This is a genomic window from Shinella sp. WSD5-1 (assembly GCF_963942435.1).
Classification (GTDB): domain Bacteria; phylum Pseudomonadota; class Alphaproteobacteria; order Rhizobiales; family Rhizobiaceae; genus Shinella; species Shinella yambaruensis.
In genome coordinates, this window is record NZ_OZ012599.1 from 306,145 (window position 1) to 332,909 (window position 26,765).

Sequence of the window (26,765 nt, forward strand, 5' to 3'; positions counted from 1 at the left end):
GCGCCGGCAACAAGGTCGCGGGCGCTGACGTGTTTATGCGTTGATCGTCACGACGCGGTTGCGGCCCGTCCGCTTGGCTTCGTAGAGCGCATTGTCGGCCCGCAGGATCGCCGAGCCGAACGGCTCTTTCGATGGATCGGCGAGCGTGGCGCCGATGCTGACGCTGAGCGGGATCGCGGTACCCTCGATGTCGAAGGGCGAGGCATGGATCGCTGTGCGGATGCGCTCGGCCAGTGTTCCGGCCGCGGCCGGCTCCCCGGCGGTCAGCAACAGGGCAAATTCCTCACCGCCAAGCCGCGCGAAGCGATCGTCCGGGCGCGCGACCTCCTGGCAGCGGCGGACGAATTCCATGAGGACGAGGTCGCCCGCACGATGGCCGTGCGTGTCGTTGATCGATTTGAAATGATCGATGTCCAGCATGAGCACGCCCATGGAGCGGCCGCTGCCCGCCCTCGAGAATATCTCCTCCGCCTCCTCGAAGAAGCGCCGGCGGTTCAGGATGCCGGTCAGCGGGTCGGTGTCGGCAAGGGCCTTGAGCTGCTCGGCATAGGCGCGCTCCTTCGTGACGTCGATATAGAGATTGACGTTGAAGTTGCCGATCGTCCTGTGGCGGAACTGGATGCGCCGCTCCGTTCCGCTCGCCGTCATGACATTGAGGTCGAACGGCGTCATCTCGCGGTTCTCGCGGCGGGCCGCTTCGATGGACGAATGCCAGTGCGATCGGGCAAACTCGCGATATTGCGGGTCGGGATAGGCCAGGCGCCACCAGTCCTCGATGCTCTCGATCTCGTCCTGCGTATAGCCGAAGAGCGCCTTGAACGTCGCATTGGCGAACTGGATCTGGTCGTCCGTGCTGGCGATCTCGAAGCCGAAGGGCAGCCAGTCCAGAAGCGAGACGACATTCTCCTGCCAGCCGGCGAGGGAGACGGAGCCTTGCGGCGGCGCATCGGTGAAGGTGAACAGGCGCACGAGCTCGCCCTCGATCGCAAGCTTGGTGACCTGCACCATCAATACGCGTTCCTGTCCCTGCACCATGGCACGGATCAGGAACGGTTCGCCGGGCACGCCGATCGGGGCGACACTCCATATCTGCGAGAGGAGAATGCTCGCCTCGCGGCCGACGAGATCCTCCATCGGCAGGTCTTCGAAGGCATCCAGCCCCAGCCCGAACAGAACCGCGGCATTGGCATTTGCCCGGCGCACATGCAGGGTGCCCTTTTCGACAAGCACCATCGGTGCACCGACGCACCCCATCCAGAAATCGACTTCCTCACGGGACCTGCCGTGGGGAACATCGTTCGTCTTGGTTCGCTGCGACGCTGTACTGCTCATGCGATCCGCTACCCATCGTCGTCTGTGCCAGGCCACGGAGACCCTCCGCGCCCGAGGATAATCACCTAACGTAAGAAAAGGCTTAAGCGGCGGGAGGCTTCCCCTGGCCGATCCTCACCCTATCGCCAGGATGCCGTCGTTTGGCATAATTTGCCCATTGGAAATTCGCGCCAGCGACCTATAATTTCGTTTGCAGGTTCGTTTATCTTCGTTTTGAATGCAGCCTGCTTCGCGACGAAGCGAGCCGAGGCGGGATCGAGGAGGATCTCCCTTCGGAACGGGTCGTTCCAGCGGCTGGAACATCAGGGAGGAACCATGTCCAATCGTCTCATCGCTGCCTCGACAGCGGCTATCACCCTTTCGCTCCTGTTTGGATCGAGTGCCCTTGCCGCCACCGAACTGCAATGGTGGCATGCCATGACCGGCGCCAACAACGAGGTCGTCGACCAGCTGGCGAAGGAATTCAACGACAGCCAGAGCGAGTACAAGGTCGTACCGGTGTTCAAGGGAACCTATCCCGAAACACTGAATGCCGGCATCGCGGCCTACCGCTCCAAGCAGCCGCCCGCGATCATCCAGGTGTTCGACGCGGGCAGCGGCGTGATGATGGGGGCCGAGGGCGCCATCGTGCCGGCCGCCGACGTGCTGCAGAAGGGCGGCTACACGTTCGACAAGTCGCAGTATCTCGCCGGCATCGTCGCCTATTATTCCAAGCCGGACGGCACCATGCTGTCCTTCCCCTACAATTCGTCCTCGCCGATCCTCTACTACAACAAGGACGCCTTCACGAAGGCGGGGCTCGACGCGGAGAATCCGCCGAAGACCTGGCCGGAAGTCTTCGAGGCCGCCAGGAAGATCAAGGCGAGCGATGCTTCGAAATGCGGCATCACCTCCACCTGGCTGACCTGGATCCAGACCGAGAATTTCGCGGCCTGGAACAATGTCGCCTATGGCACGAACGAGAACGGCCTCGGCAGCACCGATGTGAAGCTCGAGTTCAACGCGCCGCTGTTCGTGGAGCATTTCCAGGCCATTGCAGACCTCGCCAAGGACGGCACGTTCCGCTATGGCGGGCGCACCTCGGAAGCCAAGCAGCTCTTCATGTCGGGCGAATGCGCGATCCTGACCGAATCCTCCGGCGGCCTCGGCGATATCGTCAAGTCCGGCGTGAACTACGGCATCGGCCAGCTGCCCTATTACGAAGGCCACGGCCCGCAGAACACCATTCCCGGCGGCGCCAGCCTCTGGGTCTTCGGCGGCAAGAGCGACGAGGAATACAAGGGCGTCGCGCAGTTCTTCAATTTCCTCTCGCAGACGCAGATCCAAGCCCGCCTCCACCAGGTCTCCGGCTACCTGCCGGTCACCAATGCGGCCTATGAGGAAACCAAGAAATCGGGCTTCTACGAGAAGAACCCGGCCCGCGAGACGCCGATCCTGCAGATGATCGGCAAGGCGCCGACCGAAAACTCCAAGGGTGTGCGCCTCGTCAACCTGCCGCAGGTGCGCGACATCATGAACGAGGAGTTCGAGGCGATGCTGGCCGGTTCGCAGGATGCGAAGACGGCGCTCGACAAGGCCGTCGAACGCGGCAATGCGGCCATCGCCGAGGCGATCGGCAACTGAGCGTAGGATGCGTCATGCCGCCTGCTTCCCTCGGGATGCGGGCGGCGGACGGCACGTCTTGACCTGTCGCTTCGGGAGCCTGCCTTGCACACTGTCGCCTTCCCCAACAAGATCCTGCCCTATCTCCTGGTCGCGCCCCAGATCATCCTCACCGTGGTCTTCTTCTTCTGGCCGGCGAGCCAGGCGATCTACCAGTCGACCCTGCGCGAGGATCCGTTCGGCCTGAAGAGCGGCTTTGTCGGGCTTGCCAATTTCTCCGCCGTGCTTGCCGATCCCAACTACCTTTCCTCGCTGCAGGTCACCGTGATCTTCAGTATCCTGACGGCGCTGGTGTCGATGGGCGTCGCGCTGCTGCTGGCGACCGCCGCCGACAGGGTGGTGCGCGGCCAGACGCTCTATCGCACGCTGCTGATCTGGCCCTATGCGGTGGCGCCGGCCGTCGCCGGCATGCTCTGGCTCTTCATGTTCAACCCGGCCATGGGCACGCTTGCCTATCTGCTCCGGCGCAACGGTTTTGGCTGGGATCCGCTTCTCAACGGCGACCAGGCCATGGCGCTCATCGTGGTTGCCGCGGCCTGGAAGCAGATCAGCTATAATTTCCTGTTCTTCGTCGCCGGCCTCCAGGCGATCCCGAGATCGCTGATCGAGGCGGCTTCCATCGACGGCGCGCGGGGTGCGCGGCGCTTCTGGACCATCGTCTTCCCGCTTCTTGCGCCCACCACCTTCTTCCTCCTGGTGGTCAACACCGTCTATGCCTTCTTCGACACGTTCGGCATCATTCACGCGGTCACCGGCGGCGGTCCCGCCAAGGCGACCGAGACGCTGGTCTACAAGGTCTACAACGACGGCTTCGTCAACCTCAACCTCGGCTCCTCCGCCGCGCAATCGGTGATCCTGATGATCATCGTCATCGCGCTGACCGCCTTCCAGTTCCGCTTCGTCGAGAAGCGCGTGCACTACGGGTGAGGAGAGGCCATGATCGAAAAACGCCCCATCGCCAATCTCATCGGCCACTTCGTGCTGGTCCTCGGGATCATCGTCGTCGCCTTTCCGATCTACTACACCTTCATCGCCTCGACGATGACCTCGGAGGCCATCATCCGGCCACCCATGTCGCTGTTGCCGGGTGGCCACCTGGTCGAGAACTATTCCGACGCCATGGCCGGCGGCGTCGAGCGGGTCGTCGGCGTCAGCCTGGAGCGGCTGCTGCTCAATTCCTTCGTCGTGGCCATCGCCATCGCGGTGGGCAAGATCGTCATCTCGTTCCTGTCCGCCTTCGCCATCGTCTTCTTCCGCTTTCCGCTGCGAATGGTGTTCTTCTGGATGATCTTCGTCACCCTGATGCTGCCGGTCGAGGTGCGCATCCTGCCGACCTACAAGGTGATCGTCGATCTCGGCCTGATCGACACCTATGCCGGGCTGACGCTGCCGCTGATGGCGTCGGCCACGGCGACCTTCCTGTTCCGGCAGTTCTTCCTCACCATTCCCGGCGAACTGGTCGAGGCGGCGCGCATCGACAATGCCGGGCCGTTCCGCTTCATGCGCGATATCCTGCTGCCGCTCTCCAGCACCAATATCGCGGCGCTCTTCGTGATCCTCTTCATCTACGGCTGGACGCAGTATCTCTGGCCGCTTCTCGTTACCAACGACGCGAAGATGAACACGATCATCATCGGGCTGCGCCGCATGGTGGACTTCACGGATGCCTCCACGCCGTGGAACTACGTCATGGTGACGGCGATCCTCGCCATCATTCCGCCTATCCTCGTCGTCGTGCTGATGCAGCGATGGTTCGTCAAAGGTCTCGTGGAGACGGAGAAGTAATGGCCAGGATTGTACTCAACGATGTCCGCAAGACCTATGGAACGGTGGAAGCGATCAAGGGCGTCTCGCTCGACATCGCGGATGGTGAGCTGATCGTGCTGGTCGGTCCGTCCGGCTGCGGAAAGTCGACGCTGCTGCGCATGATCGCCGGGCTCGAAGGCATTACCGGCGGCACGATCTCGATCGGCGACCGGGTCGTCAACGATCTGGAACCATCGGAGCGCGACATCGCCATGGTCTTCCAGAACTACGCGCTCTATCCGCATATGACGGTGCGCCAGAACCTCGCCTACGGCCTGAAGAACCGCAACACGCCGAAACCGGAGATCGACCGGCGGATCGCCGCGGCGGCCAAGGCGCTGGAGATCGAGCCGTTCCTTGAGCGCAAGCCCCGGCAATTGTCCGGCGGCCAGCGCCAGCGCGTCGCCATGGGCCGCGCCATCGTGCGCGAGCCGGCAGCCTACCTGTTCGACGAGCCGCTCTCCAACCTCGATGCCAAGCTGCGGGTGCAGATGCGGGTCGAGATCAAGCGGCTGCAACGGTCCCTCGCGACGACCAGCGTCTATGTCACCCATGACCAGATGGAGGCGATGACGCTTGCCGACCGGCTCGTCGTGCTGAACGGCGGGCATATCGAGCAGGTCGGCACGCCGATCGAACTCTACGAGAAGCCGGCGACGACATTCGTCGCCACCTTCATCGGTTCACCGTCGATGAACCTGCTTGCCACGCCGGCGCCGGGCGCCGGATGGGTGCTTTCCGGCGCGACACACCTGCCGGCCGGCGTCGCCACCCTCGGCATCCGGCCGGAGGACCTGCACCTGGCGGAGGAGGGGCGCGACGATGCCTTCCGCGCCGATGTCAAGGTTGCCGCCGTCGAGCTTGTCGGCGCGGAGAGCTACGTGCACGGCACGCTGCCGGATGGCACCCCGATCGTCTTCCGCGTCGCCGGCCGCTCGCGCATCGCCATGGATGACACCATGACCATCGGGGCTGCGGCATCGGGCCTGCATTTCTTCAACAAAGAGGGTGCGCGGCTCGCATAGGGCTTCCCGTCACGCCGAAAAGGGCGTCACCGCAGGATAAGGCGCTCCATGAGGGCTTTAAGGTCCCTCGCCACGGCAAAGCTGTCGTCCTGGTGCTGGCGCCTGCAGAAGAGCTCGCAGCTCCACCAGCCGGTATAACCGGTGGACTTGACGGCATCGACCCAGCTTTGGAGGTCGAGCACGCCTTGGCCGGTCGGCACGTCCCGGAGGACGGGTTCGTTCGGTATGCCGCCGGCATAGGGCAGGGAATCGCAAAGATGCACGCCGTAGATCAGCGCCTTGTCGAGCCGGGCGATGCGTTCCGGTGTGTCGCCGCTGGTATAGGAATGCCAGAAATCGATGACGATGCGCACATTGTCCCGCTTGCAGCGGTCGATCACCTGCAACTGGGCATCCATCGTATTGAGCGGCGTCCAGGACAGCGCTTCGAGATAGACGAGCAGGCCATGCGATGCGGCGATGTCCGCGACGGCCTGGAGATTGGCGGCGGTGAGGTCCAGCTGGGCGTCCGTCGGCAGGTCGACGAGGCCGCGGTAGAGATGGGGATACCGCTGTGCGGCACCCGCCTCGAAGACCCGGATATCCAGCGGGCCGGTGATGGCCTCGATGCCCCTGGCCCCGGCTGCCGAGGCCAGTGCGCAGAGCTCTTCGGCCTCCCGCAGCATCTGCCGGCGGCCGTCGCCCTGCCGCTCGAGGTCGATCAGGAAGCCGATGCCGGGCAGGGCGAGGCCGTCGAGCCGCGCCTTCAGCTCGGATGTGGAGAAGCCGGCTTCGAGGAAGGCGGCGATCTTCGGGCCGGAGGTTTCGAGGCCGTCGAAGCCGAGGCTGCGCGTGATCGCGATGTCGATCGCCAGCGTGTTCGGCCGGGATGCCATGGAATGGTAGATGAGCTGGTTTTCTGTCCGGGTCATGGATGCGAGCCTCCTGCGCTCGTCTTTGCGTCAACGGTCCCGATGGAAACGGGCCGTTTGTTCCGGGCCGCGCGGATGGCTTCCGCGGCGCGCAGCGCGATGACATTGTCCTCGCCGAGCGACATCCATGTCGCCGGCTTGCGGGGCAAGGCCAGGAAGGCTTCGATCGTCGTGACATGCGGGTCGCGCTCGCGCACCGGGATGAGCTCGTTCCGCCCGTTCAGCCGCCGGACCAGCGTGCCGGCGCCTTTTCCGCTGAGCGTTCCATGGGCGGTCAGCGTGCCGCGGTCGCCGGCGAGCATGACGATGCTTTCGAACTCCGCTGTCGTGAAACTCTCGTAGGATTGAAGGACGGCGCCGCCCGACAGGCCCAGCGCATAGGACTGCTGGTCGGTCTCGCCCTGCGCCGGGGAGGCCGAAAGGGCGGAGACGGCGACAGGCTCCTGGCCGGTGAGGAAACGCGCAAGGTCGATGCTGTCGATGGAGGCTTCGAAGAGCGCATCGCCACGGTCCACCGCCTCGTCGACATGGCGGTTGGGCGGCGGCTGAAAGGGCGCGCCGCGCGCGATGAGGAGCGATTGCAGCGTGCCGATTTCCCCTTCCAGCAGCAGCCGGCGCATGGTCTGGTGGGGCGAAAGGGTGCGGAAGGGCTGGTGGAGCGCCAGGGTGATGCCCGCCGTCCGGCATGTCTCGACGAGGCTTGCCGCCAGGCGGCTGCTGCCGGCGATCGGGCCGTCGCACAGGACGTGTTTGCGCTCATCCGCCGCTGCCAGGATGTAATGCTTGCGCCGGCCGCGGACGGCGCTGACATAGGCGAAGCCGATGCGCGGATCCTGCAGCGCGCGCCGGGCATCGAGGGCGACGCCGGGGATGTGCATGTCCTGCGAGAAATGCGCCGCATATTGCCGGTTGCGGCTGACGACCCACAGGGGTTCCTGTCCGGCCGAGCGGATCGCCGCAACCATGTGCTCCGTTGTTATGGTTCCGGTCCCCATGACGGACCATCCGACCGCTTCACTGGACTGCACCACGGATCCTCCCTTTCATCCTGCGGAGCTTGACCGCTCGACCCCGGTGCCACAATTGCGCAGGCGATTGATGTCTTTAGCGATATGAAGTAGAACTAGCGTCATAATGCGTCAGGTAGGGCGCTGGCGGGGGTGGGAATGGATCAGCTGGGACGAGACGGGGCCGCCTTGGCGGCGAACCTCAGGACGCTCTGCGAGCAGCACGGTTCGGTCGCGGCCGTCTGCCGCAAGATCAACGTCAACCGGCAGCAGTTCAACAAGTACCTGTCGGGCGCCCATGTGCCCTCGCCGGCCAATCTCAGGATCATCGCGAACTATTTCGGCCTCAGCGTCCCCATGCTCTTTGCCGATCCGGAGGAGTTCCGCACGCTGGTGGAGGGCAACTTCTTCCACGCGATGGCGACCGCCCGGCAGCTGCCGGAATTCTCGCGCTTCGTCTCGGACATGATCGTCGAGAACAATGCCGATCACAACGACATCGTCGGGGTCTACGACCGCTACCAGTTCTCCTCGATCTACAAGGGTTTCGTGCTGCGGTCGGCCTTCTGCATCTACCGCAACAGGGAATTCCTCCAGCACTATTATGTCGAGCGCTTCCCGAGTTTCGACGACCCGAAGAAGACGGAATATGTCTTCAAATATTACGGCTTCTGCTTCCCCGTCGCCGACCGTCTCTTCACGGCGGATTTCGAGGGCATCCAGTCGAACGAGATGACCTTCGGCGTCTATGCGCAGGTCAAGCGCAATGCCAAGCGCTTCATGTTCGGCATTTCGAGCGGCATCGCCGCGACCGTCTTCCGCCAGCCCTATTCCACGAAGGTCGCGCTGCACTACCGGGGGCCTGGCCTGTTGCGCCGCGAGCATCTCAAGGAGCTGACGGTGATGGACCGCAACGATCCCAGCATTCCGCGCGAGGCGTTGCAGTATCTCGGCGACGGCTCCGACATGATCCAGATGAGCTGAGACGGCTCGGTCAGGGGTGCAGTTCGACGGCGAGCCAGACGCTGTCGCTGTCCGCATAGTAGCGATGCCAGGGATAGGTCCACTGGTTCTCGCCCGTCACCCGGCAAAAGGGATCGTGCGAATAGCCGATCGGCATCACCACGTCCTCGTAGAGGGTCGCCGCGTCGCGGGCCTTGAATTTCTGCATGCGGCCGAGCCCGTGGATCTGCGTGTGCGTTTCCAGGAACGGGTGCTCGTTGTGGATGAAGCAATCCGTGTCGCCCGGCGACCACCAGAGATTGAGCTTCAGCGTGAAGACCTGCGGCGCCTCGGCCGCCGCGCGCTCATTGGTGAAGACGCGCGGATCGAGCGTGACGGTGCCGATCTCGTCCTGCGCCGAGATATAGAGCGGCGTGTCGCGCGGAAAGCTGCGGATGCGGTTGCCCAGCCAGTCCCAGCCGCGGAACATGCAGCCGCCGAGATTGGTCGGGTTGACGACCTTGATGAGCGCCGCCCGCTCCGCCGAGCGGATGCGGCCACCCTTCAGCCAGGTCGATTTCCATGCCGGCACGATGGCGGGGTGCTCGTCGCCCGTCACCATCGGGGTGGGACTGATATTGACAACGATGGCGTCCGCCACGTCATGGTCGACCACGTTCTCGACCAGCTTTGCCGAAATGAAGTCGTCTGCGAAAGCCAGGTCTCTGCTCAGGTTCTGCACGGCGATGCCTCTTTTGTCTGTCCGTGTCCTGAGAAAGCCATAGCGCGTGTCGCGATAGAAGTGCGCGGCGGAATTAATTTGTTCGCGTGATGACGCGATACCAGCTTCACTTTGCGAAAGATGGCTTCCTTTGCGGGCATCCGCTCTGTCCGATCAGGACGCATGGGGACCATTAGAAATTGTCCAAGCCAGCGGCGGTGTAGCGGGCGAGACTGGAAACTATGACGCAGAACTGCTTTTGGAGTGCGTCATCTCGCGTCAGTGTTTCGATGGCTGCGAACTTGCGGCGGCGCTCCGCTCGGCCGAAGAATAAGCCCATCGCCGGAAGGCTCCCCTTCCTGCTCACGAGACAACGATATTTCAGAGGGTCGATCACATGAAACTGACAGGTGGCCAAGTCGTCGCGAAAGCGTTGAAGGAATACGGCGTCGAATATGTGGCGGGCGTGCCCGGTCATGGCATCTGGTCGCTGTTCGACGCCTTCCTGCAGGAAGGCTCGGAGATCCCCTTCATCCAGGTGATGCACGAGCAGAGCGCGGTTCACATGGCGGACGGCTATTATCGCGCCTCCGGCAAGCCGATGGCCTGCTCCACCTCGGTCGGCCCGGGCGCGGCCAACACAATCATCGGCCTTGCGACCGCCTATTGCGATTCCACCTCGCTCTTCTACGTCTCCGGTTCGCCCCAGACCTACATGCACGGCCACGGCACCATGCAGGAGCTGGAGCGCCAGCAGGACAACGCCTTCCCGCGCATCACCGAGCAGGTGACCAAGCGCGCCTGGCAGGCCAATTCGGTGCAGGTCCTCCCAAGCATCATGCACCGCGCCTTCAGCGAACTCATGACGGGCCGCCCGGGTCCGGTCCATGTCGAAGTTCCGATGGACGTCCAGGTCGAGGCGGCGGATGTCACCATCCATCCGCTCGGCAAGCGCCTGCCGGTCGGCGTCGCCTATCCGGATCCGAAGGCCGTCGAGGCGGCGCTGAAGGTGCTTCTTGCCGCCGAACGTCCGGTCATCGTCGCCGGCGGCGGCGCCATCACGGCGAACGCCTCGGCCGAACTGACGCGCCTTGCCGAAAAGCTCGGCGCGGCCGTCTCCATCACCTGGAACGGCAAGGGTGCGATTTCGGAAGATCACGCGCTGTTCATCGGCGCTGTCGGCCAGACAGGCACGACCTGCGGCAACAAGATCACCGCCTCGGCCGACGTCGTCGTCTCGGTCGGCTGCCGCTTCACGGACTGGTCGGCCTCGTCCTATGCCAAGGGCGTCTCCTTCTCGATCCCCTCGGCCAAGCTGATCCATATCGACCTCGACCCGCGCGAGATCGGCAAGAACTACGAGACCGAGGTCGGCATCGTCGCCGACGCCAAGGTGACGCTGGAGGCGATCCTGTCGCTCATCTCCGATGCGGACGCGCAGAAGATGCAGGCACGCCGCGAGACCTTCCTCGCCGACGTGCAGAAGGCCAAGGCCGACTGGCGCGCCCAGGTCGAGCCGCGCGAGAACAGCCGCGAGACGCCCTTCACCTCGCAGCGCCCGCTGGTGGCACTGCGCAAGGTCCTGGACCGCAACGGCATCGTCGTCGTCGGTTCCGGCAATACGCAGGGTTCGGTGAAGCAGAGCTTCCCGGTATACGAGCCGCGCACGCACCTCACCTCCGGTTCCTATTCGCCGATGGGCTGGGCGGTGCCGGCGGCGATGGGCGCCAAGCTTGCCTGCCCGGATCGGCAGGTCGTCGCCATCGTCGGCGACGGGGACTTCATGATGTCGCTGCCGGAAATGGGCACGGCGGTCATGAACGGCATCAATGTCGTGTTCCTCGTCCTGAACAACCAGGGCTACATGTCGATCCGCGGCGGGCAGCGCAAGTTCATGGGCCGCCACATCGCCTCCGAGTTCAACCATCACGCCGGCAATGGCGCGCCCTATTCGGCAGATATCGCCGCTTCCGCTAGGGCCTTCGGCCTCCAGGCCTGGAAGGTCGAGAAGGATGAGGACCTTGAAAGCAGCCTGAAGGCGGCGCTCGACTGCGGCGGCCCGGCCCTCGTCGAAGTCATCGTCTCGCGGGATGCCGCCGGCCCGTTCGCCACCGGCTGGTGGGATTTCCCGTCGCCGGCCTATTACGAGAAGGAGCAGGCCGCCTACGCGGACATGCGCGCCCTCGAACAGCACCTCTAAAATCCCGGCGGGGAGGCATCCGCCTCCCTTGTCCCCCCAAGACGATTGACAACGCGGCGCTGACGGCGGCCGTGAACGAAGAGACTTGTCATGATACGCCACATCAAAACAGCCAAGGCCTCCATCGAGCAGGGCGGCACCGACAGCGCGGTCACCAGGACGGTCGAGGCCCTTCTCGCGAAGGTCCGGGACGGCGGAGACAAGGCGGTTCGCGCGCTCTCGGTCCAGTTCGACGGGTTCGACCGGGAAACCTACCGCCTGACGAAGGAAGAGATCGCGCACTGCGTCAATTCGCTTGCGCCGCGGGAGCGGGAGGACCTGGATTTCGCCCAGGACCAGATCCGCCGGTTCGCCGAAGCGCAGAAGGCGGCATTGAAGGATATCGAGGTCGAGACGCTGGCGGGCGTCGTGCTCGGCCACAAGAACGTGCCGATCCAGAATGTCGGATGTTACGTGCCGGGCGGCAAATATCCGCTGCTCGCCTCCGCCCACATGACGGTGCTGACGGCGCGCGTCGCCGGCTGCGAGCGCATCATTACCTGCGCCCCGCCGTTCCAGGGCAGGATCGCGGAAAAGATCGTGGCGGCACAGGCGCTTGCCGGCGCGGACGAGATCTATTGCCTCGGCGGCGTGCAGGCCATTGCCGCCATGGCTTATGGCACCGAGACGATCGAGCCGGTCGACATGCTCGCCGGCCCCGGCAATGCCTATGTGGCGGAAGCCAAGCGCCTGCTCTTCGGCCATGTCGGCATCGACCTTTTCGCCGGCCCGACGGAAACGCTTGTCATCGCTGACGACAGCGTCGACGGCGAACTGGTGGCGACCGACCTCCTCGGCCAGGCCGAGCACGGGGTGAATTCGCCCGCGATCCTCATCACCAATTCGGAAAAGCTGGCGCGCGACACGCTGGCGGAGATCGAGCGCCTTCTGCAGATCCTGCCGACGGCGGCCGTCGCCGGCAAGGCCTGGGAGGATTTCGGCGAGATCATCCTGTGCGACACCGTCGATGAAATGGTGGCGGAAGGCGACCGCGTCGCCTCCGAACATGTGCAGGTCATGACCCGTGACCCGGACTACTTCCTCGAAAAGATGAAGAACTACGGCGCGCTTTTCCTCGGCGCCCGCACCAATGTCGCCTTCGGCGACAAGGTGATCGGCACGAACCACACCCTGCCGACCAACAAGGCCGCCCGCTATACCGGCGGCCTCTGGGTCGGGAAGTTCCTGAAGACCTGCACCTACCAGAAGGTCCTGACCGACGAGGCCTCGGCCCTGATCGGCGCCTACAGCTCGCGGCTCTGCCTGATGGAAGGTTTTTCCGGCCATGCCGAGCAGGCCAATATCCGTGTCCGCCGATATGGCGGCCGGAACGTCGGCTACGCGATGCCCGCAGACCCCGTTTAACAACCGCGCACAGAGTCCGTCAGGGGCCGCGCCCAAAACCCAACCAGAGAGGATGAAACCATGTCCAGATTTATCGCCACAGCGCTTGCGGCGACCATGCTCGTGCCCGTCGCAGCCTACGCGGAAGGCCAGATCGAAGTGCTGCACCACTGGGTCTCGCAGAGCGAGGTCGACGCGCTCAACGTCATCCGCAAGAAACTCGAGGCCAAGGGCTTCGAGTGGAAGGATTCGGCGGTCGGCGGCATGAGCGGCGCCAATGCCCAGCAGGCGCTGCGCTCGCGCCTGACGGCGGGCAACCCGCCCGGCGCCATGCAGTTCCTCGGCTGGGAAGGCGTGCAATGGGCGGAACAGGGCGTCGTGCGCGACCTGAACGACCTCGCCACCGCCGGCGGCTGGCGTGAGGCGCTGGCCCCGCAGCTTCTGCCCTTCGTGACCTCGGGCGAGGCCTTCATCGCCGCGCCGATCAACATGCACCGCCAGAACTGGGTCTGGGCCAACAGGAAGCTCTTCGACGACGCCGGCGTTGCCGTTCCCAAGACCTGGGCGGAACTGATCGAGACCGGCAAGACGCTCAAGGAGAAGGGCATCGTCCCGGTCGCGATGGGCGACGAGCCCTGGCAGATCGGCATCATCTTCGACGCGCTGCTCTCCGACATCAACGGACCGGAATTCTATCAGAAGACCGCGATCGATCTCGACCCCGAGGCGCTCGGCAGCCCTGAAATGGTGAAGGTGTTCGATATGCTGCGCGAGGTCCGCGGCCTCGTCGACGACAATTTCGTCGGCCGCGACTGGGCTGTCGCCACCGGCATGGTCATCAATGGCGAGGCCGCCATGCAGTTCATGGGCGACTGGGCGAAGGGCGAATTCCTTGCCAAGGGCCTGAAGCCCAACCAGGACTTCTACTGCTTCGCGACGCCGGGTGAGGTCAACGCCTTCCAGTATCTCATCGACAGCTTCGGCATGTTCACCGTCAGCGACGAGACCGTGCAGAAGGCCCAGGTCGCATTGGCCGAGACCATCATGGACCCGAAGGTCCAGAAGGGCTTCAACCTCATCAAGGGCTCGATCCCGGCCCGCAACGACGTGCCGGTCGACGATTTCGACGATTGCGCCAAGCTCGGCTACCAGGAGCGCGCGGCGGCGATCGAGAAGGGCAGCATGCAGGGCGCCATCACCCATGGCTTTGCCGCAAAGCCGGAATTCGCCTCCGTCTTCAGCGATGTGGCCGCGCAGTTCTTCGTCGGCAAGATGAGCTCCGAGGACGCCGTCAAGATGCTGGTCTCCGGCATCGACAACGCCCGGTAACCCGCATCCCCATCGGAGGAGCCGGCGTGGCCGGCTCCTCCCACAGTCCTTGCCATCGGAGCTGACCCATGAGCGCCTCTACGCGCATGTCATCGCGATTGGCAGGCTGGCTGCCGCGCATCGTCGTCGCTCCCAGCCTGCTCGTCGTCATCGTCACGGTCTACCTGTTCATTCTCTGGACAGGCGTGATTTCCGTCACCTCGTCGAAATTCGTGCCGACCTACGATTTCGTCGGCCTCGAGCAATATGTCCGCCTGTGGGCGACGCCCCGCTGGCACACCGCCGTCGCCAATCTCTTCATCTTCTCCGCGCTGTTCCTTGCGCTTTCCACGGGCCTCGGGCTGCTCATGGCCATCCTGCTCGACCAGAACATCCGGGCGGAAGGCGCGCTCCGTGCGATCTACCTCTACCCGATGGCGCTCTCCTTCATCGTGACGGGGACGGCCTGGAAGTGGATCATGAATCCGGGTCTCGGCGTGCAGAAGGTCGTCAACGATCTCGGCTGGACCGACTTCCGCTTCGACTGGATCACCAGCCCCGACATGGCGATCTACACCGTCGTCGTCGCCGGCGTGTGGCAGTCCTCCGGCTTCGCCATGGCGATCTTCCTCGCGGGCCTGCGCGGCATCGACAATTCCGTCATCAAGGCAGCGCAGATCGAAGGGGCCTCGCTTCCGCTGATCTACCGGCAGATCATCATCCCGATGCTGCGCCCCGCCATGCTGAGCGTCATCGTCCTCTTGAGCTACATCGCCATCAAGAGCTTCGACCTGGTTCTGGCGCTGACGAATGGCGGCCCCGGCACGGCGACCGAGCTGCCGTCGACCTTCATGTTCTCCGCCACCTTCCGCCGCAACCAGATGGGTGTCGGCGCGGCAAGTGCCGTGATGATGCTGATGACCGTCGCGGCCATCATCGTCCCCTACCTCTATTCCGAACTGCGGAGTGAGAACAATGGCTGAAGCCCTTTCCCAATCCGGCAAGGCGCGGCTCGGCCGTCTCTTCGTCTACGGCTGCCTCGTCGTCGTCGCGCTCCTCTACCTCATGCCCCTCTGGGTCATGGTCGTGACGTCCCTGAAACCCCTCGACGAGATCTATGGCGGCTCGTTCATCGGCGTGCCCAAGGTGGTGACGCTCGATGCCTGGCGCGCGGCGTGGTCCGAGGCCTGCATCGGCACGGAATGCACCGGCCTGAAACCCTATTTCGTCAACTCGCTGCTGATGGTGATCCCGGCGGTGGCGCTCTCGACCGGCATCGGCGCGATCAATGGCTACATCCTCACGAAATGGAGGTTTCCCGGCGCGAATTTCGTCTTCGGCCTCCTGCTGTTCGGCTGCTTCCTGCCCTACCAGGCGATCCTTATCCCCATGGCCCGCACGCTCGGCCTTCTGGGGCTTGCCGGTTCCATTCCCGGCCTCGTCGCCGTGCATGCCTCCTATGGCATCTGCTTCACGACGCTGTTCTTCCGCAATTACTTCGTGTCGCTGCCGGATGAGCTGACCAAGGCGGCGATGGTCGATGGCGCGGGCTTCTTCCGCATCTTCTGGAGCGTCATCCTGCCGACCTCCATCCCGATCATCGTCGTCTCCTGCATCTGGCAATTCACGCAGATCTGGAACGATTTCCTGTTCGGCGTCTCGTTCACGTCCGGCTCCAGCAGTCCCATCACGGTGGCGCTCAACAACATCGTCAACGTGACCACCGGCCGCAAGCAGTACAATGTCGACATGGCCGCCGCCATGATCGCCGCCATCCCAACCCTGGTCGTCTACATCGTCGCGGGCCGCTATTTCGTCCGCGGGCTGACGGCCGGCGCCGTGAAAGGCTGAAGCCATGTCCACTCTCGAAATCGATCGCGTCCGCAAGGCCTATGGCCATCTCGAGGTCCTGAAGGAGGTGTCGATCTCCATCGGAACCGGCGACTTCCTCGTGCTGCTCGGCCCCTCCGGCTGCGGCAAGTCCACGCTGCTCAACATGATCGCCGGGCTGGAGACCATTACCGGCGGCGAGATCCGCATCGCCGGGAAGACCGTCAACGACCTCTCGCCGAAGGACCGGGACATCGCCATGGTGTTCCAGTCCTATGCGCTCTATCCGACGATGACCGTGCGGCAGAACATCGAATTCGGCATGAAGATCCGCCGGATCGCCCAGGCCGACCGCAACAGGGCCGTGAAGACCGCGTCGGATCTCCTGCAGATCACCCACCTTCTCGACCGCAAGCCCTCGCAGCTTTCCGGCGGCCAGCGCCAGCGCGTCGCCATGGGGCGGGCGATCGTGCGCGAGCCGAAACTCTTCCTGTTCGACGAGCCGCTGTCGAACCTCGACGCGAAACTACGCGTCGACATGCGCACCGAGATCAAGCGTCTGCATGCCCGCCTCGGCACAACGATCGTCTATGTCACGCATGACCAGATCGAGGCGATGACGCTCGCGACCCGCGTCGCCGTGATGAAGGACGGCGTGGTGCAGCAGCTCGACGAGCCGCAGGCCGTCTACGACCGGCCGGCCAATGTCTATGTCGCGCGCTTCGTCGGTTCGCCGGCCATGAACATCGTGCCGGCGGTTCTGGAGGCCGAGGGGTCAACGGCGGCGGCCGTCATCGACATCGCCCGGCGGCCGGCGGCGCGCGTCGCGGGCATTTCCCTCTCCGCGGAGGCGCTTCGCCGCTATGCGGGCCGAAAGGTGCTGGTCGGCATTCGCCCGGAGAATTTCTCGATCGCCACGACGAGTGCCGCACCCGCGCTGACCGTCGATTTCGACGTCGTCGAGCCGACAGGGCCGGATACGCTCGCCGTCTTCCAGCTCGGCGGCGTCGAGGTGACCGCCCGCCTTCCGCCGCGCCAGGCCCATGCGGGCCGGGAGGCCGCGCTGGCGGTCGATACGTCCAAGATCGTGCTCTTCGACAGCGAAACCGAAACGCGCATCGACTGAAAGACTTCTCATGACCGAGACGGCAGACATCGTCATCATCGGCTCCGGCGTCGGCGGAGCCTCCCTGGCGCACAGCCTAGCGCCTTCGGGCCTCAAGATCGTCATTCTCGAACGGGGCGTGCATCTGAAGGACAGTCCAGAGGCGCGAGACGATGTCGCCATCTTCCAGAAGGGCTTCTACCGGTCCTCGGAGGAATGGCTGGGAACGGACGGCGAGAGCTTCCTGCCGGGCAACTACTATTATGTCGGCGGCAATTCGAAGTTCTTCGGCGCGGTCATGTACCGGTACCGCCGCGAGGATTTTGCGCCGCGGCCGCATATGGACGGCGCGTCTCCCGGCTGGCCGATGTCCTACGAGGACCTGTCGCCCTGGTATGACGCGGCCGAGCACATTTTCAGGGTGCGCGGCTCGACCACGGACGATCCGACGGAGCCGCGGCATGAAAGACCCTATTCCTACCCGCCGGTTCCCGACGAGCCGGCGATCGCCGCCGTGCGCCGCCGGCTGGAGAAGGCGGGCATCCATCCGGCCTCCCTTCCGCTGTCGATCGATCTCGACGCCTGGCTGAAACGGGCGCCGACGGGGTGGGATGCGTTTCCGAACACCGGAACGGGAAAGATCGATGCGGAGGTAGGGCCGCTTGCCAGCGCGCTTGCCCATCCCAATGTCAGCCTCGTGACCGGTGCCAGCGTCATGCGCCTCGAAACGGACGGGACCGGGCGCCGCGTCACCGCGGCCGTCTACAGGAAGGACGGCGTGGAGCATCGCATTTCCGCCGGCCGCTTCGCCGTTGCCGCCGGCGCGGTCCAGTCCGCTGCGCTTCTCCTGCGCTCGGCCAATGGGGTCCATCCGGCCGGTCTCGGCAACAGTTCGGACCAGCTCGGGCGCAATTTCATGAACCACAACACGACGGCGATGCTGACGGTCCGTCCCTTCGCCGCCAACAGCTGCGTCTACCAGAAGACCATCGCCTTCAACGATTTCTACAACGAGGACAACGAGTACGGTTTCCCGCTCGGCAATGTCCAGCTCCTCGGCCACATCACCGGCAATATCCTCAAGGCCAACCTGCCGATGCCGGCGCCGGCCTGGTTTGCAAGGCTGGTGGCGCGTCATGCCTATGGCTGGTTCCTGACGAGCGAGGACCTGCCCAATCCGGAAAGCCGGGTCATGGTGCGCGACGATCGCATCGTCATGCACTGGATCCGCTCCAACATGCGGGCGCATGAGGCGCTGATCGCGAAAACCCGCGCCGTCATGCGCAAGGCGGGGTTCCCGATCGTGCTGACGCACACCTTCGGCCGCAAGACGACATCGCATCAATGCGGCACGGCGCGCATGGGGCATGATCCGCAAAGTTCGGTCGTCGATCTCGATTGCCGCAGCCACGATGTCGAGAACCTCTACATCACGGATGCCTCCGTGTTGCCGACCTCGGCCGCCGTCAATCCGGCACTCACCATCGCTGCCCTCGCCATCAAGGCCGGCAGCGCCATTGGAAAGGGAAAGTGATGGCACTTCGCGACATGGGATCGGCCCGTTTCGGGATTTTTCCCCGGCATCCGGACGAGGTCGACACGTTCGACTATATCGTGGTCGGCGGCGGCTCGACGGGCTGCGTGGTGGCCGCGCGTCTCTCGGAGGATCCCGCCGTGCGCGTTCTCCTCATCGAGGAGGGGCCGCGCGACCTCAGCCCCTACATCCACATTCCCGGCGCCTACTACAAGACCGCGCAGGGCGATCTCCTGAAGCGCATCCCCTGGGAGCCGATGGCCGAGCAGGAGCGGACGGAAACGCCGACCATGGTGCAGGCCCGGGTGCTTGGCGGCGGCAGCTCGGTCAATGCGATGATCTATATCCGCGGCGTGCCCGACGACTACGAGCAATGGGCGCGCCTCGGCGCGGAGGGCTGGGGCTATGCCGATGTCCTGCCGTATTTCAAGCGCGCCGAGGACAACAACCGCTTCTGCAACGAGGCCCATGGCGTCGGCGGACCGCTCGGCGTCTCCGATATCGATTACATCCATCCGCTGACCCGCGCCTGGCTGCAGGCCTGCCAGCAGGCGGGGCTGCCCTACAATCCGGACTTCAATTCCGGCGATCCGGCGGGCTGCGGGCTCTACCAGGTCACGGCGCGCAATGGCCGCCGCAGCTCGGCCGCCGTCGCCTATCTGGGCCCGGCCCGCAAGCGCGGCAACCTGCACATCGAGACGGGAACGACGGTCACCCGTATCCTCATCGAGAAGGGCAGGGCGGTCGGTGTCGAATGCGCCAGGGGCAAACGCAAGGTCGTCTACCGCGCCGATCAGGAAGTGGTCGTCTCCACAGGGGCGATCGCGACGCCGAAGCTGTTGATGCTGTCGGGCATCGGCCCGGCGGGTGAGATCGAACGGCACGGCATCAACGTCCATGCCGACCTGCCGGGCGTCGGCCAGAACCTCCAGGACCATATCGAGATCTCGCTGGTCTACCAGCTGAATGGCCCGCACAGCTACGACAAGTACAAGAAGCTGCACTGGAAGGCCCTTGCCGGCCTGAACTACGCGCTCTTTCGTAACGGTCCCGCTTCGTCCAACCTCATCGAGGGCGGTGCGTTCTGGTGGGGCAACAGGAGCGAGGCGACGCCCGACATCCAGTATTTCATGGTGGTCGGCGCCGGCATTGAGGAGGGCGTCGATGCCGTGCCGGGCGGCAATGGCTGCACGGTCAATCTGGGGCAGATCCGGCCGCGCTCGCGAGGGGAGGTCACGCTTCAGAGTGCCGATCCGGCGGCAAATCCGCGCGTGGCGCCGCGCTATTTCTCCGATCCCTACGATCTCGAAGCCATCACCGACGGCACGATGGCGGCCCTCGACATCATGGCGCAGCCGGCCATCGCGAAATTCGTGACGGCGCGCCATACGCCGGTGCCATCCCTCAGGACCCGCGAGGAGATCCGTGCCTTCTGCGTCAAGGACGCCCATGCGGCCCTGCACCCCGCCGGGACCTGCCGGATGGGCGAGGACGACCGGGCCGTGGTCGATCCGAAGCTGCGCGTGCACGGCATCGAGCGGCTTCGTGTTGCCGATGCCTCGGTCATGCCGACGCTGATCTCCGGCAATCCGAATTCTGTCTGCATCATGATCGGCGAACGCGCTGCCGATTTTTTGCGTCAATAGGTTCTGCTTTTTATTGCATATATTTGCATGTTTGTGCATGATTGGAATCAATGCATGCACAAAAAGGCAAGTGAAATGAATCCAAGCATTGTGGTCTTCGATATCGGCGGCGTGCTGATCGACTGGAATCCCGCCTATCTTTATCGCCAGATCCTGCCGGACGAGGCGGCGGTTTCGGCCTTCCTGGCGGAGGTCTGCACTCCGGCGTGGAACGAGGCGTTCGATGCCGGGCGGCCGTTTGCCGAGGGCATAGCCGAACTCGTGCAGTGCCATCCTGAACGGGCCGATCTGATCGAGGCCTACTGGCTGCGCTGGCACGAGATGCTGGGCGGCGAGGTGCCGGGGACCGCCGGCATTCTGGGACGGCTGAAGGCGGACGGCGTTCCCGTGCACGCGATCTCGAACTGGTCGGCGGAGACCTTCCCGCGGGCGCAGGCGATCTTTCCCTTCCTCGATGCGTTCGATGTGCTCGTCGTCTCCGGACGGGAGAAGCTCATAAAGCCGCATGCGCCCATCTTCGAGCGCTATCTGGAGCGGGCGGGCGTGCGCGCCGAGCAATGCATCTTCATCGACGACAATCCGGCGAACATTGCCGCGGCAGCGGCGCTTGGCTTCCACACCGAGCACTTCAGCACGGCCGAGGCGCTTGAGGCCCGCCTGACGGCCCTCGGCCTGCTTGTGCCCCAGGCGGAGACGGCGGGATGACCGCGGACAGGAAGGAACTGGCGGCGCTTTCTCCGGAGGAGCGGCAGGCCGTCATTCTCGAAAAGGTCAATGCGGCCGGCCGGGTCCTTGCGGCCGGGCTGGCGCAGGAGTTCGGCGTGTCGGAGGATTCGATCCGCCGCGACCTGCGCGACCTTTCGGATGCGGGGCTGGTGCAGCGCTTTCACGGCGGCGCGGCGCGGCTCGTCACGCCGGCTCTCGATTTCCACCGGCGCGAGACGCTGCACGCGGAGGAAAAGCAGTCGATCGGCCGCGCCGCGGCCGCGACGATACCCGACGGGGCGACGCTGCTGGTGGATTCGAGCACGACGGTCGTCCGTTTCGTGCGCTCGCTCTCGCCGGCGCTGTCCCTGCGCATCATCACGACCGCGGTCGACGTCGCCGCTGCCGCGCTCGATCATCCGCTCGCCGAGGTGGTCATGCTCGGCGGCCGCCTGGGCCGGCTGACGCGCAGCGCGACCGGCGCCGGCGCGATCGACGCGATCCGGGCGCTGCGGGTCGACTATTGTGTTCTCGGCACCTGCGGCGTCGATCACGGCCTGACGCTCCGCGCGGACGATTTCGAGGACGCCCACCTGAAGTCGGCGATGATCCGGGCCGCGAACAAGACCCTGCTCCTGGCGACGGCGGATAAGCTCGGCCAGGCGGCGACCTATGAAGTGGCGCCCGTCTCGGCGGTATCGGCGCTTTTCACCAGCAGCCGGGATACCGCCATCCTAAAGGCCATCCGCGAGGCCGGCGTCGATGTCGAGACAGTCTGACGGTTTACGGAGATGACCATGCGCTTTTCACCGGATGAGGACGCCCGGGCGATCCTTCTGCCCGCCTTCGATACGCTCGACATCATGGATGTCATGGCGCCCTTCCTGGAAAAGGGCGGCTGTTCCGTCCTGATCGGCGAGACGCGGGCGGAATATGTCGCGCGGCGCATGTCGGCCGAGCGGCTGGCGCGCGAGACGCCGGATAGCTTCCGCGCCGCCGTCGCGCGGCTGAAGGCCGTAACTCCCGGCTTGATCGTTGCCGTGGACCAGGAACTGGGCGGCATCCAGCGGCTGCAGGGGCTGGTTCCGCCGCTTCCCTCGCTCGACGAAGCGCATGCGCTTGGCGACGCGGCGCTCGCCGAACGGTGCAGGGCAACGGCCGCCGCCTCCCGCACGCTCGGGGTTTCGATGTTCCTGGCGCCCATCGCCGATGTCCTCGACGGGCAGAACGCCTGGCTGCGCGGCCGCACGATGGGCAGCTATCCGCAGGCCGTTGCCCGGCTGGTGTCGGCCTTCGTGAAAGGCGTCCAGAGCGCTGGCATCACCGCGGTGACGAAGCATTTCCCCGGGTTCAATGCCCTGGACGGCGACCCGGCGCTCGTGGATGTCTCCCTTCACACGCCGCGTGATCGCCTTTTTCACAATGCCCTGCCGTTCACGGCCGCCATCGAAGCCGGGACGCGGGCGATCATGACGGGGCCGGCACCCGTCGCCGCGCTCGACAGGCAGAATGCCGCCAGCACCGCGCCGGCGGTCATGGCGATGCTGCGCAACGACTTCGGGTTCAAGGGCCTGATCGTCAGCGACGATCTCGACGCTCCCGCCACGATGCGTGGCCGCTCCCTCCTCGAAACCGCGATCGCCTCCGTCGGTGCGGGGGCGGACCTGCTGCTCGTGGGCGGCGGGCCGCACCTTGATGCGCTGTGCGACGGCATTGCCGATGCTGCCGGTTCCGGGCGCCTCGCGCCGGATCGCGTGGCGGAGGCGGCAGCCCGTGTGCGGCAGAACGCAGCGGGCGGTTGAGCGCATTCGCGCAACGTACGGTACAGGTGGTTTTGTTGAAATGGCGGGCAATTCAATCGCAGTGAAAGCGCCTTCGGGGTCGAGCCGGCTGCATTGCAGCCTGTTCTTCCTTGCGGCCGGCATCGGCATTGGCGCGTGGGCGTCCAGCCTTCCGCTGCTTGCCGCCGGCGTCGGGCTCGACAAGGGGCAGCTCGGGCTGGTCCTCTTGTGCTTCGCCTTCGGCGCCATCGTGCTGATGATCGCTATCGGCCGCTATATCGACCGGGTGATCAGCAGCCGGATACTGAGCCTGTGCGGCAGCCTGCTGTTCGGCGCCTCCTTCCTCGTCATTCCGTTGATCGACAGTCCCATCGCTCTCGGCGCAGTCGTCTTTGTCACCGGGGCGGCTTTCGGAACGCTCGACGTGGCGATGAACACGGAAGCATCCCGGGCGGAGCGGGAGACCGGGCGTCACATGATGTCGTCGTTCCACGCCCTTTTCAGCATCGGCAATCTTGCGGGCGCCTTCCTGGTGGGGCAGCTGATCGGCCATGGCGGCAACCTGCAGGTCTGCCTCGGGGCTGCCGGCCTTCTCGTCATGCTCCTCGCCCTGTCCGCCCGGATGACGGCGAGGAAAGCCGCCCATGCTGTCCCGGGCCTCTCTTCGGAAGCTCTGCCGACAAGGTACGCCTCGCTCGACGCCGCGCAGCGACCCCTCATCCTGCTTCTCGGCGCCATCGCGTTCCTGGCGCTGCTTGCGGAAGGCGGCATGATGGACTGGACCGCGATCTACATGATCGACATTCTCGGCGCGTCGGACAGCCACGGGGCCTATGCCTTCGCCCTTTTCGCCGCGGCCATGGCGGGCGGCCGCCTTGTCGGGGATGCGGTGACCCGGCGCGTGGGCCATGTGGCCCTGATCAGGACCGGCGGCCTCCTCTGCGCGCTGTCTGTCGCCATTCTGCTGTTTGCCGACAGCGTCGTCCTCTGCCTTGCCGCCCTTGTCCTCTGCGGCTTCGGGGTCGCGAACATGGTGCCGGCCGTGTTCGCGCGTGCCGGCAATGTCGGTGCCGACGCGGCCGGCAGGGCGATCTCCATCGTCACCACCATGGGCTACAGCGGCCTGCTGCTGGGCCCGGCCCTGCTCGGGTTCCTCGCCCAGGCGACGAGCCTTGTCGTCAGCTTCGGCCTGATCACGCTGGCGTTCCTCGTCATCGCGGCGGTGACGATCCGGCTGGATGCCTGGCTGAAGCAGCATGCGGCCTGCTGAAGCCCATGGCGGCGTGTCCATCCGGTAGTGACGCTCTGCACGGGAGGGAACCAAAACCGTTTCCGCGAATTTCCGCGCAGGATGCGTGATATCACCAGACGAGGCGGCAGAGAGTGCGAAACGACAGTTCCCCGGTGCGCGTTGCAAACATCAGCGCGCCGTCCCCCATCATCCGGCCTGGCGTGAATGCCTGGCGGGTGGGAAGGGCCGACCGGTTGAAGGTTCTCGTCGATGGCGACGCCTACTTCCGGCTGCTGGAAGGTATCCTGCGGCAGGCGCGGAAGGAGGTCTGGATCGTCGGCTGGGACTTCAATCCGGATATCCCGATCCGGCCCGACGAGCCGCAATCACCGAGCCTCGGCACCTTCCTGCGCGATCTGGTTACGGAGCGTCCGGACCTCACCATCCGCGTGCTGGTCTGGGCCATGGGGCCTATCTATTCCGGCAAGTCGCTGAAGATGTTCCGCAAGCGCCGCTGGTCCTCCCATCCGCGCATCCGGCTCGCCTTCGACAACCGCCATCCGGTCCGCGGTTCCCATCACCAGAAATTCGTGGTGGTGGACGACCGCGTCGCCTTCGTCGGCGGCATCGACCTCACCGCCAAGCGCTGGGACACGAACGAGCACCGTATCGACGATCCCCGCCGGATCATGCCCTCGGGCGAACCCTACGAGCCGGTGCATGACATGCAGGTGGCGCTTGAGGGGGATGTGGCGCGGCTCGCCGGCGATATCGCGCGCCGGCGCTGGCTGTTCGCCACCGACGAGGCGGTGCCGCCCAACAGGGCTGCGGCTGAAGTCTCGCTCGATGGCCTTGCGCCCGACATGGCCGGGGTGGACGTCGCCTTCGCCCGTACGGAGCCGGCGATCCGCGGGCGGGAGGCCTCTACGGAGGCGATGGACCTGACCGTGGCCGCCCTCAGGGCCGCGCGGCGGCACATCTATATCGAAAGCCAGTACTTCGCCTCGAAGAGGATTTGCGACGTGCTGTGTGAAAAGCTCGCCGAACCGGACGGGCCGGAGGTCGTCGTGATCTCGACGCTGAGTTCCCACGGCACCATTGAGCGCCTCGTGCTCGGCGCCAATCGCGACCGGTTGATCCGCCGCCTCGGCCGGTGCGACAGGCACGGCCGCATGCGTGCCTTCTATCCGGTCGTGCCGAGGCCCGGCGGCATGGAGCAGGAGATCGTCGTCCACTCCAAGCTCGTCATCGTGGACGATGTCTTCCTGCGCATCGGCTCCTCGAACCTCAACCAGCGCAGCGAAGGGCTGGACACAGAGCTCGACGTCGCGATCGAGGCACGCACACAAGGAGAGCGCAAGGCCATCGTCGGCTTGCGCGACCGGTTGCTGGCCGAGCACCTCGATGCCGACCCGGCGCTGTTCGGAGCGGTGGTGGATGCGGAGGGATTTCTGGGCAGGACCATCGACGCCTTCAACACGCGCGGGCGCGGGCTGCGGCCGTTCCGGGATGCCGGGGGCAGGGGTGCCATCGAGCCGGTCGCCGGCACCGGGCTCGTCGATCCGGTCGCGCCGTGGTGGCCGCTTCCTGCCTGGCGGGATGCGGCCCGGGCATTCCTTGGCCGTCAGTTCGGGTTTTCACGCAGGCCCGCATCGCCGTTCGATCCCAGCAAGGCCTCGCTGGCGAGCAGCGAGACCAGCCCCAGCGGCAGCGGGATGAAGAAATAGACGACACGAAAGGCGATCAGCGCGCCGATCGATGCAGACCCTCCCAAAAGAAAGGCGATCGTCGCCTCCAGCACGCCAAGCCCTCCCGGCACATGGCTGATGAGTGCCGTCAGGTTGCCGACCACATAGGCGGCCGTCGTTTCCATGTAGCCCGCCTTGCCGCCCAGCAACTGGTGCAGGCAGGCGGCCACGCAGGCGAAGTTCAAGGTCCCGACCAGGATCTGCGAGCCGGCGAGGCGCGCCGTCGGCAAGGCGAAGCGCCAGCCTTTCACCTTCAGCTCGCCGCGCACGAAGACGGCAAGCGCAAGATAGGTCGCACCGAGCACAAGGCAGGCGATACCGAGGGTAACGGATGCGGCCGTGCCGAGCCCCGCGATCCTGCCGGCGGTGCCGGGAAGCAGGATAAGACAAAGCCCGGCCAGCGTGACGAGGCCGAGGCCGACCGTCACGCCGCAGAAGACGATCAGCTTGGCGATCTCCTCCCCGTCGAGGCCCCAGCGGGAATAGAAACGGTAGCGCACCGCGCCACTGGAGAGCGCGGCGACACCGACATTATGGCCGATGGCGAGGCTGGTGAACGAGGCGAGCGCCGCGCGCGGATAGGAGAGCGGCTTGCCGACATAGTGCAGCGCCAGGAAGTCGAAGAGCGTCAGGCAGAGATAGGAGCAGGCCGCGAAAACGAGTGCCAGGCCGAAGCTTGCCGCGGGAATGGCGGCGACGGAACCTGAAATATCCTGCCATGAATATTGGCTCAGCGTCCGGTAGATCAGCCAGCCGGCGAGAAGGACCGCGACGGCGACAAGGGCATGCAGGATGTGGGTTCGGTTCATGCGTTCCTCGCTTCTTCGAGGCGGAACGGAAACGGCACCTCTCATGTTCCCGAGGCACTGGAGGCAACGAGGGGACGAT

Annotated in this window: 23 protein-coding genes; 18 read left to right on the forward strand and 5 right to left on the reverse strand. The window is 65.1% G+C overall.

The window, feature by feature from the left end:
- Positions 1–33: 33 nt before the first annotated feature.
- Positions 34–1,332, reverse strand: a complete 1,299-nt coding sequence (locus AABQ55_RS30130) for a GGDEF domain-containing protein (RefSeq protein WP_244768762.1) — start codon at positions 1,330–1,332, stop codon at positions 34–36.
- A gap of 315 nt (positions 1,333–1,647) precedes the next feature.
- Between AABQ55_RS30130 and ugpB the strand changes: the two genes are divergently transcribed.
- The 4 genes from ugpB to AABQ55_RS30150 all read left to right on the forward strand — a co-directional run bounded on the left by ugpB (position 1,648) and on the right by AABQ55_RS30150 (position 5,825).
- Positions 1,648–2,955 (forward strand): sn-glycerol-3-phosphate ABC transporter substrate-binding protein UgpB, encoded by a 1,308-nt coding sequence (gene ugpB / locus AABQ55_RS30135; RefSeq protein ID WP_272808715.1) that lies wholly within the window; start codon positions 1,648–1,650, stop codon positions 2,953–2,955.
- A gap of 84 nt (positions 2,956–3,039) precedes the next feature.
- Complete coding sequence (ugpA, locus tag AABQ55_RS30140) at positions 3,040–3,921, forward strand: sn-glycerol-3-phosphate ABC transporter permease UgpA (protein ID WP_244768764.1); 882 nt, start codon at positions 3,040–3,042, stop codon at positions 3,919–3,921.
- Positions 3,922–3,930: 9 nt separating this feature from the next.
- Positions 3,931–4,779, forward strand: a complete 849-nt coding sequence (gene ugpE, locus AABQ55_RS30145; protein ID WP_272808716.1) for a sn-glycerol-3-phosphate ABC transporter permease UgpE — start codon at positions 3,931–3,933, stop codon at positions 4,777–4,779.
- The gene (locus tag AABQ55_RS30150) at positions 4,779–5,825 is read left to right on the forward strand and encodes a sn-glycerol-3-phosphate import ATP-binding protein UgpC (RefSeq protein ID WP_272808717.1); all 1,047 of its coding nucleotides are present in this window, start codon (positions 4,779–4,781) and stop codon (positions 5,823–5,825) included. Before ugpE ends, AABQ55_RS30150 begins: the two co-directional genes overlap by 1 nt.
- 26 nt (positions 5,826–5,851) lie before the next feature.
- On the opposite strand, the gene AABQ55_RS30155 is transcribed toward AABQ55_RS30150, so the two are convergent.
- Together AABQ55_RS30155 and AABQ55_RS30160 are read right to left on the reverse strand one after the other, a co-directional pair.
- Positions 5,852–6,736, reverse strand: coding sequence for a sugar phosphate isomerase/epimerase family protein (locus AABQ55_RS30155; RefSeq protein WP_272808718.1), 885 nt, complete (start codon positions 6,734–6,736; stop codon positions 5,852–5,854).
- Positions 6,733–7,764 (reverse strand): Gfo/Idh/MocA family protein, encoded by a 1,032-nt coding sequence (locus AABQ55_RS30160; RefSeq protein ID WP_272808719.1) that lies wholly within the window; start codon positions 7,762–7,764, stop codon positions 6,733–6,735. The genes AABQ55_RS30155 and AABQ55_RS30160 overlap by 4 nt, the downstream gene beginning before the upstream one ends.
- A gap of 138 nt (positions 7,765–7,902) precedes the next feature.
- Here AABQ55_RS30160 and AABQ55_RS30165 point away from each other — a divergent pair, with 138 nt between their 5' ends.
- Positions 7,903–8,727: a helix-turn-helix domain-containing protein gene (locus tag AABQ55_RS30165; protein WP_272808720.1), complete on the forward strand. Its 825-nt coding sequence runs from the start codon at positions 7,903–7,905 to the stop codon at positions 8,725–8,727.
- A gap of 10 nt (positions 8,728–8,737) precedes the next feature.
- Here AABQ55_RS30165 and AABQ55_RS30170 read toward each other — a convergent pair whose 3' ends face one another.
- Positions 8,738–9,427 (reverse strand): hypothetical protein, encoded by a 690-nt coding sequence (locus AABQ55_RS30170; RefSeq protein ID WP_244768770.1) that lies wholly within the window; start codon positions 9,425–9,427, stop codon positions 8,738–8,740.
- A gap of 376 nt (positions 9,428–9,803) precedes the next feature.
- Here AABQ55_RS30170 and AABQ55_RS30175 point away from each other — a divergent pair, with 376 nt between their 5' ends.
- The 13 genes from AABQ55_RS30175 (at position 9,804) to AABQ55_RS30235 (ending at position 25,856) form a co-directional block, all read left to right on the forward strand.
- Positions 9,804–11,606 carry a thiamine pyrophosphate-binding protein gene (locus AABQ55_RS30175; protein ID WP_272808721.1) on the forward strand — a complete coding sequence of 601 codons (1,803 nt, stop codon included), beginning with the start codon at positions 9,804–9,806 and terminating at the stop codon, positions 11,604–11,606.
- Positions 11,607–11,696: 90 nt separating this feature from the next.
- The gene (hisD, locus tag AABQ55_RS30180) at positions 11,697–13,010 is read left to right on the forward strand and encodes a histidinol dehydrogenase (protein ID WP_272808722.1); all 1,314 of its coding nucleotides are present in this window, start codon (positions 11,697–11,699) and stop codon (positions 13,008–13,010) included.
- 60 nt (positions 13,011–13,070) lie between these two features.
- Complete coding sequence (locus tag AABQ55_RS30185; RefSeq protein ID WP_272808723.1) at positions 13,071–14,318, forward strand: ABC transporter substrate-binding protein; 1,248 nt, start codon at positions 13,071–13,073, stop codon at positions 14,316–14,318.
- Between the two features lie 68 nt (positions 14,319–14,386).
- A complete protein-coding gene (locus AABQ55_RS30190; protein ID WP_272808724.1) occupies positions 14,387–15,280 on the forward strand; it encodes a carbohydrate ABC transporter permease in 894 nt (297 codons plus the stop codon).
- Positions 15,273–16,148 (forward strand): carbohydrate ABC transporter permease, encoded by an 876-nt coding sequence (locus tag AABQ55_RS30195; RefSeq protein ID WP_133035013.1) that lies wholly within the window; start codon positions 15,273–15,275, stop codon positions 16,146–16,148. Before AABQ55_RS30190 ends, AABQ55_RS30195 begins: the two co-directional genes overlap by 8 nt.
- A gap of 4 nt (positions 16,149–16,152) precedes the next feature.
- The gene (locus AABQ55_RS30200; RefSeq protein WP_272808725.1) at positions 16,153–17,253 is read left to right on the forward strand and encodes an ABC transporter ATP-binding protein; all 1,101 of its coding nucleotides are present in this window, start codon (positions 16,153–16,155) and stop codon (positions 17,251–17,253) included.
- Positions 17,254–17,263: 10 nt separating this feature from the next.
- On the forward strand, positions 17,264–18,766 hold the full coding sequence (locus AABQ55_RS30205; RefSeq protein ID WP_272808726.1) for a GMC oxidoreductase: 1,503 nt from the start codon (positions 17,264–17,266) through the stop codon (positions 18,764–18,766).
- Between the two features lie 14 nt (positions 18,767–18,780).
- The gene (locus AABQ55_RS30210) at positions 18,781–20,412 is read left to right on the forward strand and encodes a GMC family oxidoreductase (RefSeq protein ID WP_272808775.1); all 1,632 of its coding nucleotides are present in this window, start codon (positions 18,781–18,783) and stop codon (positions 20,410–20,412) included.
- Positions 20,413–20,487: 75 nt separating this feature from the next.
- Entirely contained in the window at positions 20,488–21,117 is a 630-nt protein-coding gene (locus AABQ55_RS30215; protein WP_272808727.1) for an HAD family hydrolase, read from the forward strand.
- Positions 21,114–21,896 carry a DeoR/GlpR family DNA-binding transcription regulator gene (locus AABQ55_RS30220; protein ID WP_272808728.1) on the forward strand — a complete coding sequence of 261 codons (783 nt, stop codon included), beginning with the start codon at positions 21,114–21,116 and terminating at the stop codon, positions 21,894–21,896. Before AABQ55_RS30215 ends, AABQ55_RS30220 begins: the two co-directional genes overlap by 4 nt.
- 18 nt (positions 21,897–21,914) lie before the next feature.
- Complete coding sequence (locus tag AABQ55_RS30225) at positions 21,915–22,919, forward strand: glycoside hydrolase family 3 N-terminal domain-containing protein (protein WP_272808729.1); 1,005 nt, start codon at positions 21,915–21,917, stop codon at positions 22,917–22,919.
- Between the two features lie 61 nt (positions 22,920–22,980).
- On the forward strand, positions 22,981–24,168 hold the full coding sequence (locus AABQ55_RS30230; RefSeq protein ID WP_272808730.1) for an MFS transporter: 1,188 nt from the start codon (positions 22,981–22,983) through the stop codon (positions 24,166–24,168).
- A gap of 134 nt (positions 24,169–24,302) precedes the next feature.
- Positions 24,303–25,856 carry a phospholipase D-like domain-containing protein gene (locus tag AABQ55_RS30235; RefSeq protein WP_338341928.1) on the forward strand — a complete coding sequence of 518 codons (1,554 nt, stop codon included), beginning with the start codon at positions 24,303–24,305 and terminating at the stop codon, positions 25,854–25,856.
- Here AABQ55_RS30235 and AABQ55_RS30240 read toward each other — a convergent pair.
- Positions 25,754–26,686: a lysylphosphatidylglycerol synthase domain-containing protein gene (locus AABQ55_RS30240; RefSeq protein WP_272808732.1), complete on the reverse strand. Its 933-nt coding sequence runs from the start codon at positions 26,684–26,686 to the stop codon at positions 25,754–25,756. The two genes, AABQ55_RS30235 and AABQ55_RS30240, sit on opposite strands and share 103 nt — an antisense overlap.
- Positions 26,687–26,765 lie beyond the last annotated feature (79 nt).